Annotated in this window: 16 protein-coding genes; 7 read left to right on the top strand and 9 right to left on the bottom strand. The window is 72.1% G+C overall.

The features are described 5' to 3' along the window. Positions 1–113: 113 nt before the first annotated feature. On the bottom strand, positions 114–773 hold the full coding sequence (gene nucS / locus C8E97_RS29795) for an endonuclease NucS (protein WP_121008841.1): 660 nt from the start codon (positions 771–773) through the stop codon (positions 114–116). 56 nt (positions 774–829) lie between these two features. Here nucS and C8E97_RS29800 point away from each other — a divergent pair, with 56 nt between their 5' ends. From C8E97_RS29800 to C8E97_RS29810, 3 genes are read left to right on the top strand one after another with little or no spacing between them, the layout of a single operon-like run. After that, positions 830–2,200: an amino acid permease gene (locus tag C8E97_RS29800; protein ID WP_246019264.1), complete on the top strand. Its 1,371-nt coding sequence runs from the start codon at positions 830–832 to the stop codon at positions 2,198–2,200. Between the two features lie 2 nt (positions 2,201–2,202). Further along, positions 2,203–2,739: an NUDIX domain-containing protein gene (locus C8E97_RS29805; RefSeq protein ID WP_121012709.1), complete on the top strand. Its 537-nt coding sequence runs from the start codon at positions 2,203–2,205 to the stop codon at positions 2,737–2,739. Continuing rightward, positions 2,736–3,278 (top strand): GNAT family N-acetyltransferase, encoded by a 543-nt coding sequence (locus C8E97_RS29810; RefSeq protein WP_121008845.1) that lies wholly within the window; start codon positions 2,736–2,738, stop codon positions 3,276–3,278. Before C8E97_RS29805 ends, C8E97_RS29810 begins: the two co-directional genes overlap by 4 nt. A 19-nt stretch (positions 3,279–3,297) precedes the next feature. On the opposite strand, the gene C8E97_RS29815 is transcribed toward C8E97_RS29810, so the two are convergent. Together C8E97_RS29815 and C8E97_RS29820 are read right to left on the bottom strand one after the other, a co-directional pair. Next, positions 3,298–4,071: an enoyl-CoA hydratase-related protein gene (locus tag C8E97_RS29815; protein ID WP_121012712.1), complete on the bottom strand. Its 774-nt coding sequence runs from the start codon at positions 4,069–4,071 to the stop codon at positions 3,298–3,300. A gap of 202 nt (positions 4,072–4,273) precedes the next feature. Beyond that, positions 4,274–6,265 (bottom strand): methylmalonyl-CoA mutase family protein, encoded by a 1,992-nt coding sequence (locus C8E97_RS29820; RefSeq protein ID WP_121008847.1) that lies wholly within the window; start codon positions 6,263–6,265, stop codon positions 4,274–4,276. Between the two features lie 101 nt (positions 6,266–6,366). Here C8E97_RS29820 and C8E97_RS29825 point away from each other — a divergent pair, with 101 nt between their 5' ends. Both C8E97_RS29825 and C8E97_RS29830 read left to right on the top strand, forming a co-directional pair. Further along, positions 6,367–6,654 (top strand): hypothetical protein, encoded by a 288-nt coding sequence (locus C8E97_RS29825; RefSeq protein WP_121008849.1) that lies wholly within the window; start codon positions 6,367–6,369, stop codon positions 6,652–6,654. Positions 6,655–6,683: 29 nt separating this feature from the next. Beyond that, positions 6,684–7,271: a DinB family protein gene (locus tag C8E97_RS29830; protein WP_121008851.1), complete on the top strand. Its 588-nt coding sequence runs from the start codon at positions 6,684–6,686 to the stop codon at positions 7,269–7,271. 202 nt (positions 7,272–7,473) lie between these two features. Here the strand turns inward: C8E97_RS29830 and murA are convergent, their stop codons facing one another. Continuing rightward, complete coding sequence (gene murA / locus C8E97_RS29835; RefSeq protein WP_121008853.1) at positions 7,474–8,733, bottom strand: UDP-N-acetylglucosamine 1-carboxyvinyltransferase; 1,260 nt, start codon at positions 8,731–8,733, stop codon at positions 7,474–7,476. A gap of 88 nt (positions 8,734–8,821) precedes the next feature. Between murA and C8E97_RS29840 the strand changes: the two genes are divergently transcribed. Then, entirely contained in the window at positions 8,822–9,394 is a 573-nt protein-coding gene (locus C8E97_RS29840) for a cob(I)yrinic acid a,c-diamide adenosyltransferase (protein WP_121012715.1), read from the top strand. Between the two features lie 152 nt (positions 9,395–9,546). On the opposite strand, the gene C8E97_RS29845 is transcribed toward C8E97_RS29840, so the two are convergent. Beyond that, positions 9,547–9,981, bottom strand: a complete 435-nt coding sequence (locus C8E97_RS29845) for a DUF2550 domain-containing protein (protein ID WP_121008855.1) — start codon at positions 9,979–9,981, stop codon at positions 9,547–9,549. A gap of 22 nt (positions 9,982–10,003) precedes the next feature. Then, a complete protein-coding gene (locus C8E97_RS29850) occupies positions 10,004–10,369 on the bottom strand; it encodes a F0F1 ATP synthase subunit epsilon (RefSeq protein WP_121012718.1) in 366 nt (121 codons plus the stop codon). Positions 10,370–10,732: 363 nt separating this feature from the next. Here C8E97_RS29850 and C8E97_RS29855 point away from each other — a divergent pair, with 363 nt between their 5' ends. Further along, complete coding sequence (locus C8E97_RS29855; protein ID WP_121008857.1) at positions 10,733–11,479, top strand: IclR family transcriptional regulator; 747 nt, start codon at positions 10,733–10,735, stop codon at positions 11,477–11,479. A gap of 100 nt (positions 11,480–11,579) precedes the next feature. On the opposite strand, the gene atpD is transcribed toward C8E97_RS29855, so the two are convergent. Genes atpD through atpA form a run of 3 tightly spaced genes read right to left on the bottom strand, consistent with a single transcriptional unit; the run spans position 11,580 to position 15,577 of the window. Beyond that, entirely contained in the window at positions 11,580–13,016 is a 1,437-nt protein-coding gene (gene atpD / locus C8E97_RS29860) for a F0F1 ATP synthase subunit beta (protein WP_211347155.1), read from the bottom strand. Then, positions 13,009–13,923, bottom strand: coding sequence for a F0F1 ATP synthase subunit gamma (locus C8E97_RS29865; protein WP_121008861.1), 915 nt, complete (start codon positions 13,921–13,923; stop codon positions 13,009–13,011). The genes atpD and C8E97_RS29865 overlap by 8 nt, the downstream gene beginning before the upstream one ends. A 7-nt stretch (positions 13,924–13,930) precedes the next feature. After that, entirely contained in the window at positions 13,931–15,577 is a 1,647-nt protein-coding gene (gene atpA, locus C8E97_RS29870) for a F0F1 ATP synthase subunit alpha (protein ID WP_121008862.1), read from the bottom strand. Positions 15,578–15,628 lie beyond the last annotated feature (51 nt).

Genomic DNA, 15,628 nt, shown 5'->3' on the forward strand with positions numbered 1-15,628 from the left:
GGACCGCCGCAGAGCGCCCTCCGCGCCGCGGGAGCCCAGCCGGAAGTGACAAGCCGTCCTGAGCAGGGAACAGCCCCTCAGGCTCTGGGCACGTCAGGGAAGGGCCACACGCCTCAGAACAGGCGGAACTCGTCGGGTTCGATGCCGCGCAGGGCGTCGTAGTCGAGGACCACGCAGCGGATGCCCCGGTCCTCCGCCAACGTCCGCGCCTGCGGCTTGATCTGCTGCGCCGCGAACACGCCCCGCACCGGGGCCAGCAGCGGGTCGCGGTTGAGCAGTTCCAGGTAGCGGGTCAGCTGTTCCACGCCGTCGATCTCGCCCCGGCGCTTGATCTCCACCGCCACCGACCCGCCCGCCGCGTCGCGGCACATCAGGTCGACCGGCCCGATCGCGGTCGGGAACTCGCGCCGGACCAGCGTCCAGCCCTCGCCCAGCGTCGTCACGTGCTCCGCGAGCAGCTTCTGGAGGTCGGCCTCCACGCCGTCCTTCACCAGGCCGGGCTCCGGGCCCAGCTCGTGCTTGGAGTCGTGCAGCACCTCGGCCAGGGTGATGATCAGCTTCTCGCCCGCCTTGTTCTGCACGACCCACAGGTCCGGTTCCTCGATGAGCCAGCACGGCGGGCTCATCCAGTTCAGCGGCTTGTACGCCCGGTCGTCGCTGTGCACGGACACCGAGCCGTCGGCCTTGATCAGCAGCAGGCGCTGGGCCATCGGCAGGTGGGCGGTGAGGCGTCCGACGTAGTCGACCTGGCAGCGAGCGATCACTAGGCGCACGGCCGACAGGCTACGGGGTGCCGGACCCGGACGACCGGCAGGTACCGTCGGGCGCCGTGTCACTCCTCCGCACCAAGCCGGTCGACCGCATCGCCGACGAGAGCGCGCACACGTCGCTGCGCCGCACGCTCGGCCTGGTGCCGCTGATCGCCCTGTCCGTCGGCGCGACGCTCGGCACGGGCATCTTCGTGGTGCTCGGGCAGGCCGCGCCGGTCGCCGGGCCGGCCGTCGCGGTGTCGTTCGCGGTCGCCGCGCTGGCCGCCCTGTTCTCCGCGCTGTCCTACGCCGAGCTGGCGGGCGCGGTGCCGGTGTCCGGCTCGGCCTACTCCTACGCCTACGCGACGCTCGGCGAGCTGGTCGCCTGGGTCTGCGGGTGGTGCCTGCTGCTGGAGTACGGCGTGTCGGTGGCCGCCGTCGCGGTCGGGTGGAGCGGCTACCTCAACGCCTTCCTCGACGCGACGCTGGGCGTGCAGCTGCCCGCGGCGCTGTCCGGCGACGTGGTCAACCTGCCGGCGGCGGTCGTGGTGCTGCTCGCCACCGCCGTGCTGGTGGGCGGCGTGCGGGAGAGCGCCGCGGTCACGACCGTGACGACCGTCCTCAAGGTCCTGGTGCTGCTGTTCTTCGTCGTGGTGGCGGTGTTCGGCTTCCGGTCGGCGAACCTCGCGCCGTTCGCGCCCGCCGGGGTGGCGGGCATCACCGGTGCCGCGTCGCTGGTGTTCTTCTCGTTCATCGGGTTCGACGCGGCGTCCACGGCGGGCGAGGAGGCGAAGAACCCGCAGCGGGACATGCCGCGCGCCATCGTGCTCTCGCTGGCCATCGTGACCGTCGTGTACGTGCTGGTCGCGCTCACCGCCGTCGGCGCGGTCGGGGTGGACGTGCTGGAGGGCTCGGACGCCTCGCTCGCGACCGTGCTCCAGCGGCTCACCGACGCGAGCTGGCCGGCGACGGTGCTCTCGGCGGGCGCGGTGATCGCGATCGCCTCCGTGGTCCTGACCGTCCTGTACGGACAGACGCGCGTGCTGGTCGCCATGTCCCGCGACGGGCTGGTGCCGAAGGTGTTCTCCCGCGTCGGGCCGAGGCGGGTGCCCACGGCCAACACCCTGATCGTGGGCGTGGTCGTCGCGGTGCTGGCCGCCCTGGTGCCGCTCGGCCAGCTCGCCGAGGCCACCAGCATCGGGACGCTGGTCGCGTTCGGGCTGGTCAACATCGGGGTGATCGTGCTGCGCCGCACCCGGCCGGACCTGCCGCGCGGGTTCCGGACGCCGTGGGTGCCGGTGGTGCCGCTGCTCGGGCTCGGCATGTGCGCGCTGCTGGTGGCCGGGCTCGCGCCGGCCACGTGGTTGGCGTTCGGCATCTGGTCCGTGGTGGGCTTGGTGGTGTACTTCGCGTACGGACGTCGGCACTCGGAGTTGGCACGGGGAGAGTGAACGTGGAGACCCTTGGATCGCGTGAGGTGTACGCGAACCCCTGGATGACGGTCCGGGAGGACCCGGTCCGGCGGGCGGACGGCACGACCGGGATCTACGGCGTGGTGGACAAGCCGGACTACGCGCTGATCATCCCGCTGGACGGGGAGCGGCTGCGGCTGGTCGAGCAGTTCCGGTACCCGCTCGGGATGCGGCGCTGGGAGTTCCCCCAGGGCACCGCGCCGGAGCGGGCCACCGAGGAGCCGATCGCGCTGGCCGAGCGGGAGCTGCGCGAGGAGACCGGGCTCCGCGCGGGCAGGCTGGTGGAGCTGGGCCTGCTGGACGTCGCGGCCGGCATGTCCAGCCAGCGCGGCCGGGTGTTCCTGGCGACGCAGCTCGTCGAGGGCTTCCACGAGCGGGAGCACGAGGAGCAGGACATGCGCTCGGCGTGGTTCCCGCGCGCGGAGTTCGAGGCGATGGTCGCGCGCGGCGACATCACCGACGCCCAGTCGATCGCCGCGTACACCCTGCTCCTGCTGCACGAGAACGCGCAGCCGTGACCGCCGTCGCGGAGCTGCTGTCCACCGACGTGCTGGCCGGGGCCGAGGAGCTGGCCGACGTGCTGGCCGACGCGGTCGAGGGCGGCGCGTCGGTCGGCTTCCTGTCGCCGCTGCCGCGCCCGCACGCGGTGTCGTGGTGGCGGGCGCAGGCGGCGGCCGTCGCGAACGGCGTGCTGGCGGTGTGGGTGGCCCGCGCGGAGGGGCGGATCGTCGGCACCGTCCAGGTCCGGTTCACCTCCACCCTCAACGGGACGCACCGCGCCGAGGTCGCCAAGCTGCTGGTGCTGCGCCGGGCGCGCGGCGCCGGCCTGGGCAGGCGGCTCCTGGCCGCCGCCGAGCGGGGCGCGGCCGGCCGGGGCGCGACCCTGCTGACGCTGGACACGCGGACCGGCTCGCCCGCCGAGGCGCTGTACCGGTCGGCGGGGTGGACGGAGGTCGGCGTGATCCCGGACTACGCGACCGACCCGCGCGGCGCGCTGCACCCGACCACGGTGTTCTTCAAGCGGCTCGGCACACCCGAGGAGCGCCGCGCCGGCTGACCGGTCCGGGCCGCCGGCGCTAATCGGTCCAGGTCGCCGACCGCTTCTCCAGGAACGACGACATGCCCTCCTTGGCGGCGGGCGTCTGGGACGCGGCGGCCATCACCTCGACGGCGATCGCGTACGCGTCCGCCTCCGGCCGGTCGAGCTGGGCGTACAGGGTCTGCTTGCCCAGCGCCTTGCTGGCCCGGCTGCCCCGCGTGGCGCGGCGCATCAGGTCGTCCACGGCCGCGTCCAGCTCGTCGGCGGGCACCACCCGGTTCACCAGGCCCCACCGCTCGGCGGTGCGCGCGTCGATCACGTCGCCGGTCAGCGCCAGCTCCATCAGCCGCTTGCGACCCACGGCCCGCGCCACCGGCACCGCCGGGGTGTGGCAGAACCAGCCGCCCTTGCCGCCGGGCAGCGCGAAACCGGCGTCCTCGGACGCCACCGCCAGGTCGCAGGAGGCGACCAGCTGGCAGCCCGCGGCCGTGGCCAGCCCGTGCACCCGCGCGATCACCACCTGCGGCACGGACTCGACGGTGCGCATCAGGTCCGTGCAGAGGGTGAGCAGGTCCCGCACGCCCTCCAGGTCGCGCGCGGCCACGTCCGCGAAGTCGTGGCCGGCGGAGAACACCGGGCCCTCACCCGCCAGGACCACCCCCGCGGCGTCGGTGGCGGCGATCGAGCGGAACGCCGCCAGCAGTTCGGCGAGGTGGTCGGCGGACAGCGAGTTGCGCTTCCGGGCCCGGTCCATCGTGACGCGGACGACGTCGTCCGCCCGTTCGACGCGGATGTGCTGGTACTCGGCCATGTGCCGACCGTAGTCGGCGGCGCAAACGCCCACCGCGCGCACGCCGCACCCCCTCAGGGGGACCGGTTCACCGCCGAGGCCCAGCACGACCTCACGCCCGCCTCCGCCGAACCCACGCGCCAGAACTCGTGCCGCCCGACCCACGCTGCCCGACCCACGCTGCCCGACCAGCGCTACCCGACCGCGCGCCGGGCCCAGGGCGTCACAGGCCGTTGGCCTCCCGCACCACGGTCACGATCTCGTCCATGATCCGGGTCAGCTCGTAGTCCTTGGGCGTGAACACCCGCGCGATGCCGCGCTCGCGGAGCTTGTCGGCGTCGTCGGGCGGCACGATGCCCCCGACGACCACCGGCACGTCCCCCGCGCCCGCCGCGCGCAGCCCGTCGACCACCGCGGGCACGACCTCCAGGTGCGAGCCGGACAGCACGGACAGGCCGACCACGTGCACGTCCTCCTGCACGGCCGCCGCGACGATCTGCGCCGGCGTCAGCCGGATGCCCTGGTACACGACCTCGAACCCGACGTCGCGCGCCCGGACGGCGACCTGCTCCGCCCCGTTCGAGTGCCCGTCCAAGCCGGGTTTGCCGACCAGCATCCGCAACCGCTCGCCCAGCTCCTCACCCGTCGCCCGGACCCGCTCGCGCACCCGCGCGACCTCCTCGCCCGCCTCACCGGACGCGGACGCGGCCGAGACGCCCGTGGGCGCGCGGTACTCGCCGAACGCCTCGCGCAGCGCCGCGGCCCACTCACCGGTCGTGACGCCCGCCCGCGCGCACGCGATGCTGGGCTCGACCAGGTTCCGGTCGCCGGCCGCCGCCGAGCGCAGCTCGTCCAGGGTGGACCGCACCAGGGCGTCGTCCCGCCCGGCGCGCCACTCGCGGACCGCCTCCACCGCGTGCCGCTCCACGCCCGGATCGACGGTCTCGATCGCGTTCGCGCCCTCGGCCTGCAACGGCGACGGCTCGGTGGTGGCGAACCGGTTCACGCCCACGACGACGTCCTCACCGGACTCCACGCGCCGCCGCCGCTCGGCCAGCGACGCCACCAGCGCCGACTTCATGTAGCCGGACTCGACCGCCGCCACCGCGCCGCCCATCGCCCGCACGCGGTCCAGCTCGGCCCGCGCGGCGGCCGCGATCTCCTCGACCTTCGCCTCGACCACCCGCGAGCCCTCGAAGAGGTCCTCGTACTCCAGCAGGTCCGTCTCGTAGGCGAGCACCTGCTGCATCCGCAGCGCCCACTGCTGGTCCCACGGGCGCGGCAGGCCGAGCGCCTCGTTCCACGCGGGCAGCTGGATCGCGCGGGCGCGGGCGTCGCGGGACAGCGAGACCGCCAGCATCTCCAGCACGATCCGCTGGACGTTGTTCTCCGGCTGCGCCTCGGTCAGGCCGAGCGAGTTGACCTGCACGCCGTACCGGAAGCGGCGGTGCCTCGGGTCCTCGATGCCGTAGCGCTCGCGGGTGATCTCGTCCCACAGCCGGACGAAGGCCCGCATCTTGCACATCTCCTCGACGAACCGCACACCGGCGTTCACGAAGAACGAGATGCGCGCGACCACCTCGCCGCGCCGCTCCTCGGGCACCTGGCCCGAGTCGAACACCGAGTCCAGCACGGCGATCGCGGTCGACAGCGAGTACGCGATCTCCTGCGCGGGCGTCGCGCCGACCTCCTGGAGGTGGTACGAGCAGATGTTGATCGGGTTCCACTTGGGCGCGTTCACCACGGTCCACGCGACCATGTCGGTGATCAGCCGCAGGCTCGGGCCGGGCGGGAACACGTACGTGCCGCGCGACAGGTACTCCTTGATGATGTCGTTCTGCGTCGTGCCGGCCAGGGCCGCGCGGTCCGTGCCCTGCTCCTCGGCGACGCTGACGTAGAGCGCGAACAGCCACATGGCCGTCGCGTTGATCGTCATGGACGTGTTCGCGCCGCCCAGCGGGATGCCGTCGAACAACCGCCGCATGTCGCCGAGGTGGCTGATCGGCACCCCGACCTTGCCCACCTCGCCCCTGGCCAGCTCGTCGTCCGGGTCGTACCCGGTCTGCGTCGGCAGGTCGAACGCCACGGACAGGCCGGTCTGCCCCTTGTCCAGGTTGCGGCGGTAGAGGGCGTTCGACGCGGCGGCGCTGGAGTGCCCCGCGTACGTGCGCATCACCCACGGGCGGTCGCGCTCGCGGTCGGCCGGGTACGGCACGGCAACCTCCTCCGACGTCGGATCCCCGTAGCGTACTGACGGGTAACACGACGGCCCGAGTGGCGTTGCCCACTGAATCGGTGCCGGAGGAGCATGGTCGCGTGACCGCTCTCCTCCAGACCCTGCTCCTGGTGGTGGTCCTGGCGACCCTCGCCCTCCTGCTGCGCTGGGCGTTCGGCAACGACCGGCGCGCCGTGCCCGACCACACGGGCGACGACTTCGGCCTGCTCACCGAGGTGGCCGCGGTGCCGACCCCCGAGGCGGCCGACGTGCTCGCCCGACGCCTGCGCCAGGCGGGCATCCGGACGACCGTCGCGCGCCGCGGGCAGGTCCACCGCCTGCTGGTGTTCCCCGCCGACGTGGCCAACGCCAAGCTCCTGCTCCGCTGATTGTCGTACCCCGCTGCGATGCTGTGCCCATGACCGGACCGAGCGCGAAGTCGGAACTCCACCGCTACCTCCAGCTGGCGCGCGACGCCGTGCTGTGGAAGCTGGAGGGCCTCGCGGAGTACGACGCGCGCCGACCCCTGACCCCGACCGGCACGAACCTCCTGGGGCTGGTCAAGCACCTGGCGAGCGTCGAGGCGGGGTACTTCGGCGTGACGTTCGACCGGCCGTTCCCCGATCCGCAGCCGTGGATGTCGGTGGACGCCGAGCCGAACGAGGACATGTGGGCCACCGCCGAGGAGTCCCGCGAGTTCATCACCGGCACCTACCGGCGGGCGTGGGCGCACTCGGACGCCACGATCGAGGCGCTCGACCTGGACAGCGCGGGCAGCGTGCCGTGGTGGCCGGAGGAGCGCCGCCGGGTCACCCTGCACCGGGTGCTGATCCACCTGATCGCGGAGACCAACCGGCACGCGGGCCACGCCGACGTGGTCCGCGAGCTGGTCGACGGGTCCGCCGGCCTGCGCGCCGACGCCGACAACCTCGCGGAGGGCGACGAGCCCTGGTGGGCTGCCTACCGCGCCCGCCTGGAGCGCGCCGCGCGCGAGGCAGCCGGCTGACCCGACCCGAACGCCGACCGGCCCGGCCGACCCGAACGCTGGGCCGGCCCGCCACCCATCCGCACCGCTCAAGACCGGACAGCAGCCCGACCACACAGGCCGCTTGACGCACAGGCCGGCCGTCCCGGAGGGACCACGCGACCGAACACGACACCGACGCCGGCCTCAACGGGCGAGCCGGGCCTCAGCCGCCGATACCGGCTCAGCCGGAGATGCGGTCGACCGTCGCGCCGAGCTTGCGCAGGTTCTCCACGAACCCCGGGTACCCGCGCTCGATGTGGAAGATCTCGTAGACCTCGGTCGCACCCACCGCGCACAGCCCCGCCAGCACCAGCCCGGCGCCGGCGCGGATGTCGGACGCCCACACCGGCGCGCTGGACAGCCGCTCCACACCCCGCACGACGGCGTGGTGGCCGTCGGTCCGGGCGTCCGCGCCGAGCCGCACCATCTCCTCGATGAACCGGAACCGCGCCTCGAACAGGTTCTCGGTGATCATCGACGTGCCCTCGGACACGCTCGACAGGGCGATCGCGAACGGCTGGAGGTCGGTCGCGAAGCCCGGGTAGGGCAGCGTCACGAAGTCCACCGACCGCGGGCGGCCGTCCTGCACCACCCGGAAGCCGTCGTCGTCGAACGTGGTGACCTCCGCGCCCGCCATCCGGAGCTTCTCAAGCACCAGGTCCAGGTGGTGGGGGTTCACCCCGCGCACGGTGATGTCGCCGCGCGTCATCACGGCGGCGAACGCCCACGTGGCGCCGACGATCCGGTCGCCGATGACCCGGTGCTCGGTGGGCGACAGCGACTCCACGCCGTGCACGGTCAGCGTCGACGTGCCCGCGCCCTCGATCCGCGCGCCCATCTCCTGGAGCATCACGCAGATGTCGACGATCTCCGGCTCGCGGGCCGCGTTGTCGATGACCGTCGTCCCCTTGGCCAGCACGGCGGCCATCAGGATGTTCTCGGTCGCGCCCACGCTCGGGAAGTCCAGCCAGATCTGCGCGCCGTGCAGGCCCTCGGCCTCGGCGACCACGCACCCGTGCTCGATCTCGCTGTGCGCGCCGAGCTTGCGCAGCCCGTTCTGGTGCATGTCCAGCGGCCGGGAGCCGATCGCGTCGCCACCGGGCAGCGCCACCACGGCCCGCTTGCACCGGCCGACCAGCGGCCCGAGCACGCACACCGACGCACGCAGCTTGCCCATCGCCTCCGAGTCGGCCCGGTGGTTCAGCTCGGCCGGCGTCGTGATCGTGGCGACGTCGCCGTCCAGCGTCACGGTGCAGCCGAGGCTGCGCAGGACGTCCGCCATCAGGGGCACGTCCAGGATCTCCGGGCAGTTGGTGATGGTGGTCGTGCCCTCCGCCAGCAGCGCCGCCGCCATCAGCTTCAGCACGCTGTTCTTGGCACCGACGACCTCGACCTCGCCGACCAGCCGCGCACCGCCCTGGACCCGGAAGTGCTCGCTCACCAAGGGAACTCCTCAAGTCGGTTCTGGGGGGCAATCGTACGGACGCTCTGAATCAAGCCAGTGCCCGGAGCCCCTTACAGTGCTCGACATGGCGGTTCACCTCACCAAGATCTACACCCGAGTGGGCGACGACGGCACCACCGGCCTCGGCGACTTCAGCCGGGTGCCCAAGACCGACCCGCGCATCACGGCGTACGCGGACGTGGACGAGACCAACGCCGCCCTGGGCGTCGCGCTGGCCCTCGGCCGACTGGAACCGGCCGTGGCGGACGTGGTCCGGAAGGTCCAGAACGACCTCTTCGACGTCGGGGCGGACCTCTGCACGCCCGTCACCGAGGACCCGAAGCACCCGCCGCTGCGCGTGGGCCAGCCCTACATCGACCGCCTGGAGGCGTGGTGCGACGAGCACAACGCCCGCCTGGGCAAGCTGGAGTCGTTCATCCTCAACGGCGGCACGCCGGGCGCGGCCCTGCTCCACCAGGCCCGCACCATCACCCGCCGGGCGGAACGCAGCACGTGGGCACTGGTGGAAGCCGACCCGGACCACACGAGCACCCTGCCCGCCAAGTACCTGAACCGCCTGTCCGACCTGCTCTTCATCCTGGCCCGCGTGGCCAACCCGGACGGCGACGTCCTCTGGCGGCCGGGCGGCAACGCCTGACCTCGCCCAGCCCCCGCGCCGAGCGCGACTCACCCGCACCCGGTCCGCGCCGGCGCGGACCGGGCCCCCGGCGGCCTGCCCAGCGGCGAGCGCCGCTCTTCAAAGCCCTTGAAGCCCTTCCACCACTACCCCGCAACCAGCACAAGCGGGGGTCAAGACGCCCAGGGAATGGAACGGCCCGGAGGCGCCGACTCCAGCCACGACAAGAAGCCGGTCAACGCGTCCGGGCCCATTGCGATCTCCACCGTCTCACCCGAGGCACCGCGACACCGCAGCACCACCGCGCCGTGCGGCATCGCATAAGCCTCGGAGGCCGTGGGCTCACGCCGGTCGTCGATCTCGAACCCGTCGCGGTGGATCAGCCGGTCCGGGCCGGCGCGCAGGCTCAGCACCCGCGACCACACGAACGAGTCACCCCGGTAGTGCCCGACGCCGAGGTGCCACCCCCGACCGCTGACGTCGAGCCTCGTCCGCAGGGCCACGTGCACCCCGCCCGCCCTCAACAGGCGGATGCGGCGCCACGCCACGTACGCGAGGACCACCACCGCGACGAACAGGACCACCCCGACGACTTCGGCGATCCCCACGGCGCTTGTCCGCTCGTCCGCGTCAGGCCGAGTGGCCCGCGGCGCGGAGCCGTGCGATCGCCCGTGCCCGTGCGACGTCGTCGGAGTCGGTCAAGGCGGACCGGGCCTCCTCCACGTCGATCTCGTGGGCCAGCTCGGCGTCCTCCGCGAGGACGCTGACGCCCTCCCCGGTGACGGACAGGAATCCGCCGTGGACGGCCGCGGTCACGAGGTCGTTCTCCACGGTCCTGATCCGGACCACGCCACCCTCCACCAGCTGCCCCAGCACGGGCTCGTGGCCGGGCAGGATGCCGATCTCGCCCTCGGTCGTCTGCGCGACCACCGAGGTGGCCTTCCCGGACCACAGGCGGCGTTCCACGGCGACCAGCTGGACGGTCATCTCGGCCACGCGCATCTCCCTTGTCTGGCGCTGGAGTCGTGTGCAGTCTAAACGGTCGCCCGAAGCCCGCGCCGCCCCAGCCACCCTCAGGCGCGGGCCGCCCCCGGCACCACCCGCCCGGAGGACGCTCCAACGGTGGTCACGACGACCGCACCCACCGGGGTGACCGAGAATCCCGCAGCTCGGCACACCCGGAAGTGGACCACAGCCGCCCCATCCAGGCCAACCCCCCGCTGCCGCAGCACCGCCACCCCCACCGATCGTGGCCACCGCCCCGAGCACCAAGCGGTCCGCAATGGACCTCCCGCGCGACGTGAGCAGCGTCACCCGCCCTCCCCGAGTACGCTTCCCGGCGAGTGGAAGGGTGGGACCGTGCCGGCGCCGAAGTCCCTGCTCGGCAGAGCGTTCGCCCTGCTCGCCGTCTTCACCGCCGAACGCCCGTCGGCCACGCTGTCCGAGCTGAGCAGGCACTCGGGGCTGCCGCTGAGCACGACGCACCGCCTCGTGCGGGAACTGGTCGCGTGGCGCGCCCTGGCCCGCGACGAGGAGGGCCGGTTCACGATCGGCCTGCGGCTGTGGGAGCTGGGCGCGCTCTCCCCCGGCGCGCTGGGCCTCCGGGAACGGGCGCTGCCCTACCTGGAGGACCTCTTCGAGGTGATCCGCCACAACGTGCAGCTGGCCATCCGCGACGACCTCGAAGTCGTCTACGTGGAACGGATCTCGGCCAAGGACGCGGTCAACGTCCTGACCAGGATGGGCTCCCGGATGCCGCTGCACGCCACCGGCGTGGGCCTGGTGCTGCTGGCGCACGCGCCGCACGACGTCCAGGAACGCGCGCTGGCCTCACCGCTGAAGCGGTTCACGGAGCACACCATCACGACGCCCCAGGCCCTCCGGACGGCGCTGGCGGCCGTGCGGCGCGACGGCTACGCCATCTCCGACCGGCAGTTGGAGCCGATCACCCACTCCGTCGCGGCCCCGGTGCGCGGCCCGAACGGGGAGGTGGTGGCCGCCGTGTCCGTGGTCGTGCCGGTCGAGACGCGCACCGACACCGTCCTGCCCGCCGTGCGGGCCTGCGGGCGGGCCATCTCCCGCTCCCTGGGCTGGCGGACGCCCTGACGGGGCCGACCCCACCGCCACCCACAGGGCCACACCGCCGAGCACGCACGAGGCCCGCCCGACACCAGGTCGGACGGGCCTCGTCACAGCGAGCCGGGACTTACTTGCCGGCCAGCTTCTTCGCGTTGGCCTCGACGTCGTCGAGCCCGCCGCAGCTGAAGAACGCCTGCTCCGGGTAGTGGTCGAACTCGCCCTTGCAGACGCGGTCGAACGCCTCGATCGTGTCCTTGATGGGCACGAAGGAGCCGGGCTGACCGGTGAACTTCTCGGCCACGATGAAGTTCTGGCCGAGGAAGCGCTCCAGGCGACGGGCGCGGCCGACGAGGACCTTGTCCTCCTCGGACAGCTCGTCCATGCCGAGGATGGCGATGATGTCCTGCAGCTCCTTGTACTTCTGCAGGATCCGCTTCACCTCCTGCGCGACCCGGTAGTGCTCCTCGCCGACGATCGACGGCTCCAGGATCCGGGACGACGACGACAGCGGGTCGACGGCCGGGTAGATGCCCTTCTGGGAGATCGGACGGGAGAGCTCCGTCGTCGCGTCCAGGTGGGCGAACGTGGTCGCCGGCGCGGGGTCGGTGTAGTCGTCCGCGGGCACGTAGATGGCCTGCAGCGAGGTGATCGACTTACCGCGCGTCGAGGTGATGCGCTCCTGCAACTCGCCCATCTCGTCGGCCAGCGTCGGCTGGTAGCCCACGGCCGACGGCATGCGGCCCAGCAGGGTCGACACCTCGGAGCCGGCCTGGGTGAACCGGAAGATGTTGTCGATGAACAGCAGCACGTCCTGGTTCTGGACGTCGCGGAAGTACTCCGCCATCGTCAGCGCGGACAGCGCGACGCGCATGCGGGTACCCGGCGGCTCGTCCATCTGGCCGAAGACGAGCGCGGTGTCGCCGAGCACGCCCATCTCCTCCATCTCCAGGAGGAGGTCGGTGCCCTCACGGGTGCGCTCGCCGACGCCGGCGAACACCGACGTGCCGGAGAACTCGCGGGCGATACGGGTGATCATCTCCTGGATGAGCACCGTCTTGCCCACGCCCGCGCCGCCGAACAGGCCGATCTTGCCGCCCTTGACGTACGGGGTCAGCAGGTCGATGACCTTGATGCCCGTTTCCAGGACCTCGGTCTTGCCCTCGAGCTGGTCGAACGACGGCGCCTTGCGGTGGATGCCCCACTGCTCGCCGTCCCGGCCGAGGCCGGGCGCGTCGAGGCAGTCGCCGAGCGCGTTGAACACGTGGCCCTTGACGACGTCGCCGACGGGCACCTGGATGGAGTTGCCCGTGTCGGTCACGGTCGCGCCGCGGACCAGGCCGTCGGTCGGCTGCATCGAGATGGTGCGGACCAGGTTGTCACCCAGGTGCTGGGCGACCTCCAGGGTCAGCGTCTTGGCCACCGCTTCGTAGGTGATCTCCACGTGCAGGGCGTTGAACAGCTCCGGAACCGCGTCGCGCGGGAACTCCACGTCGACGACGGCGCCGATCACCCGGACCACACGGCCGGTGCGGGTGGTGGTGGCAGTAGCACTCATGTCACTCATCACTTCCTGCGCCACCGGTAAGCGCGGAGGCGCCACCGACGATCTCGCTGATCTCCTGGGTGATCTGGGCCTGGCGGGCCGCGTTCGCCGCACGGCTGAGGGAGCGGACCAGCTCGTTGGCGTTGTCCGTGGCCGCCTTCATCGCGGTCCGCCGGGCCGCCGACTCCGACGCCGCCGCGTCCAGCAGTGCCGAGAACAGCCGGGTCTTGACGTACTTGGGCAGCAGCGCGCCCAGCAGCGCCTCGGCGTTCGGCTCGAACGAGTACACCGACTGGAGCTTCGCCGCGGGCGTGGGGTCGAACTCGACCTCCATCGGCGCGATGCGCTTGGCCGTCGGCTGCTGGCTGAGCATCGACTTGAACTCGGTGTAGACGATGTGCAGCTCGTCCACGCCACGGCCGCCGTTCTGGGTGCCCTCCACGAAGGCGGGCACCAGCGCGTCACCCGCCTCCGCCGCGTTGACGTAGTGCGGCAGCTGGGAGAACCCGGTCCACTCGGCCGCGATCTCCCGCCGGCGGAAGCGGTAGTAGCCCACGCCCCGGCGGCCCATGACGTAGAGGACGGGTTCCTTGCCCTCCGAGCGCAGCAGCGCGAACAGCTCCTCGGCCGCCCGGAGCACGTTGGCGTTGTACCCGCCGCACATGCCCTTGTCGCTGGTCACGACGAGCACGCCGGCTCGCTTCGGCGTCTCGCGCGCGGTCAGCAGCGGGTGGTCGAGGTTCGCCGAGGCGCTCGCCAGCGCGGAGAGCACCCCGGTGATCTCCTCGGCGTACGGCTTCGACGCCTCGACCCTGGCCTGCGCCTTGGCCAGGCGGGAGGTGGCGATCAGCTCGTACGCCTTGGTGATCTTCTTGGTCGCGTTGACCGTGCGGATCCGTTGGCGCAGCTCTCGAATCTGTGCCGGCATGCCTACGTCACTTCTCGGTCGGAGCGGGTCGGTTGACCTTGACCGACTCGTGTCCGACCTTGTCGGCGTCCATCGCGTCGGCGGGCGCCTCGTTCACGACCGCGGCGCCGTTGGATGCGGTGAACTGCTGCTTGAACGCGTTGACAGCGTCCACGATGCCCTTTTCGGTGTCCTCGGACAACGTCTTGGACTCGCGGATGCTGGACAGGATCACGTCGTGGCTGCGCCGCACGTGGTCCAGGAACTCCGCCTCGAACCGGCGCACGTCGCCGACCGGGACCGAGTCGTAGTGGCCCTTGGTGCCGAGGTAGATGGAGACGACCTGCTCCTCCATCGGCACCGGCGAGTACTGGGCCTGCTTGAGCAGCTCGACCAGCCGGGCGCCGCGGTCCAGCTGGGCGCGCGAGGCGGCGTCGAGGTCCGAGGCGAAGGCGGAGAACGCCTCCAGCTCGCGGAACTGCGACAGGTCCAGGCGCAGGGAGCTGGAGACCGTCTTCATCGCCTTGGTCTGCGCGGCGGTGCCGACGCGGGACACCGAGATGCCCACGTTGACGGCCGGGCGGACACCGGCGTTGAACAGGTCCGACTCCAGGAAGCACTGGCCGTCGGTGATCGAGATGACGTTGGTCGGGATGTACGCCGACACGTCGTTGGCCTTGGTCTCGATGATCGGGAGACCGGTCATCGAGCCGCCGCCCATGTCGTCGGACAGCTTCGCGCAGCGCTCCAGCAGGCGCGAGTGCAAGTAGAAGACGTCACCGGGGTACGCCTCGCGGCCCGGCGGGCGGCGCAGCAGCAGCGAGATCGCGCGGTACGCCTCGGCCTGCTTGGTCAGGTCGTCGAAGATGATCAGGACGTGCTTGCCCTGGTACATCCAGTGCTGGCCGATGGCCGAGCCGGTGTAGGGCGCGAGCCACTTGAAGCCGGCCGAGTCGGACGCGGGCGCGGCGACGATGGTCGTGTACTCCAGGGCGCCCGCCTCCTCCAGCGCGGCCTTGACGCCCGCGATGGTGGAGCCCTTCTGACCGACGGCCACGTAGACGCAGCGCACCTGCTGCTGGGGGTCGCCCGACTCCCACGCCTTCTTCTGGTTGATGATCGTGTCGATGCAAACCGCGGTCTTGCCGGTCTTGCGGTCACCGATGATCAGCTGGCGCTGGCCGCGGCCGATCGGGGTCATCGCGTCGATGGCCTTGATGCCGGTCTGCATGGGCTCGCCGACCGGCTGGCGCTGGAGCACCGACGCGGCCTGGAGCTCCAGGGCGCGGTTGTCGTCGGCGACGATGTCGCCGAGGCCGTCGATCGGCTGGCCGAGGGGGTTGACCACGCGGCCGAGGAAGCCGTCGCCGACGGGCACGGAGAGCACCTGGCCGGTCCGCTTGACCTCCTGGCCCTCTTCGATCTTGTCGAAGTCGCCGAGGATGACCGCGCCGATCTCGCGCACTTCCAGGTTCAGGGCCACGCCGAGCACGCCGCCGGGGAACTCCAGCAGCTCGTTGGTCATGGTGCCGGGCAGACCCTCGACGATGGCGATGCCGTCGTAGGTCTCCGCGACGACGCCGACCTCTTCCCGGCTGACTTCCGGGGAGTAGGTCGAGACGTACTTCTCGATCGCACTGCGGATCTCGTCCGACGAGATCGTCAGCTCCGCCATGTCGTTCCTGCTCTCACTTCGTTAAAGGAAAGGGGCTTGTGGGCCGCGGTT

The sequence above is a fragment of the Saccharothrix australiensis genome, assembly GCF_003634935.1.
Classification (GTDB): Bacteria; Actinomycetota; Actinomycetes; order Mycobacteriales; family Pseudonocardiaceae; genus Actinosynnema; species Actinosynnema australiense.

Excerpts from the sequence above, each read along its gene's own strand:
- C8E97_RS29815 (WP_121012712.1), bottom strand. The coding sequence starts at position 4,071 with ATGGCCGAGTACCAGCACATCCGCGTCGAACGGGCGGACGACGTCGTC.
- C8E97_RS29830 (WP_121008851.1), top strand. The coding sequence starts at position 6,684 with ATGACCGGACCGAGCGCGAAGTCGGAACTCCACCGCTACCTCCAGCTG.
- C8E97_RS29840 (WP_121012715.1), top strand. The coding sequence starts at position 8,822 with ATGGCGGTTCACCTCACCAAGATCTACACCCGAGTGGGCGACGACGGC.
- atpD (WP_211347155.1), bottom strand. The coding sequence starts at position 13,016 with ATGAGTGACATGAGTGCTACTGCCACCACCACCCGCACCGGCCGTGTG.
- C8E97_RS29865 (WP_121008861.1), bottom strand. The coding sequence starts at position 13,923 with ATGCCGGCACAGATTCGAGAGCTGCGCCAACGGATCCGCACGGTCAAC.
- atpA (WP_121008862.1), bottom strand. The coding sequence starts at position 15,577 with ATGGCGGAGCTGACGATCTCGTCGGACGAGATCCGCAGTGCGATCGAG.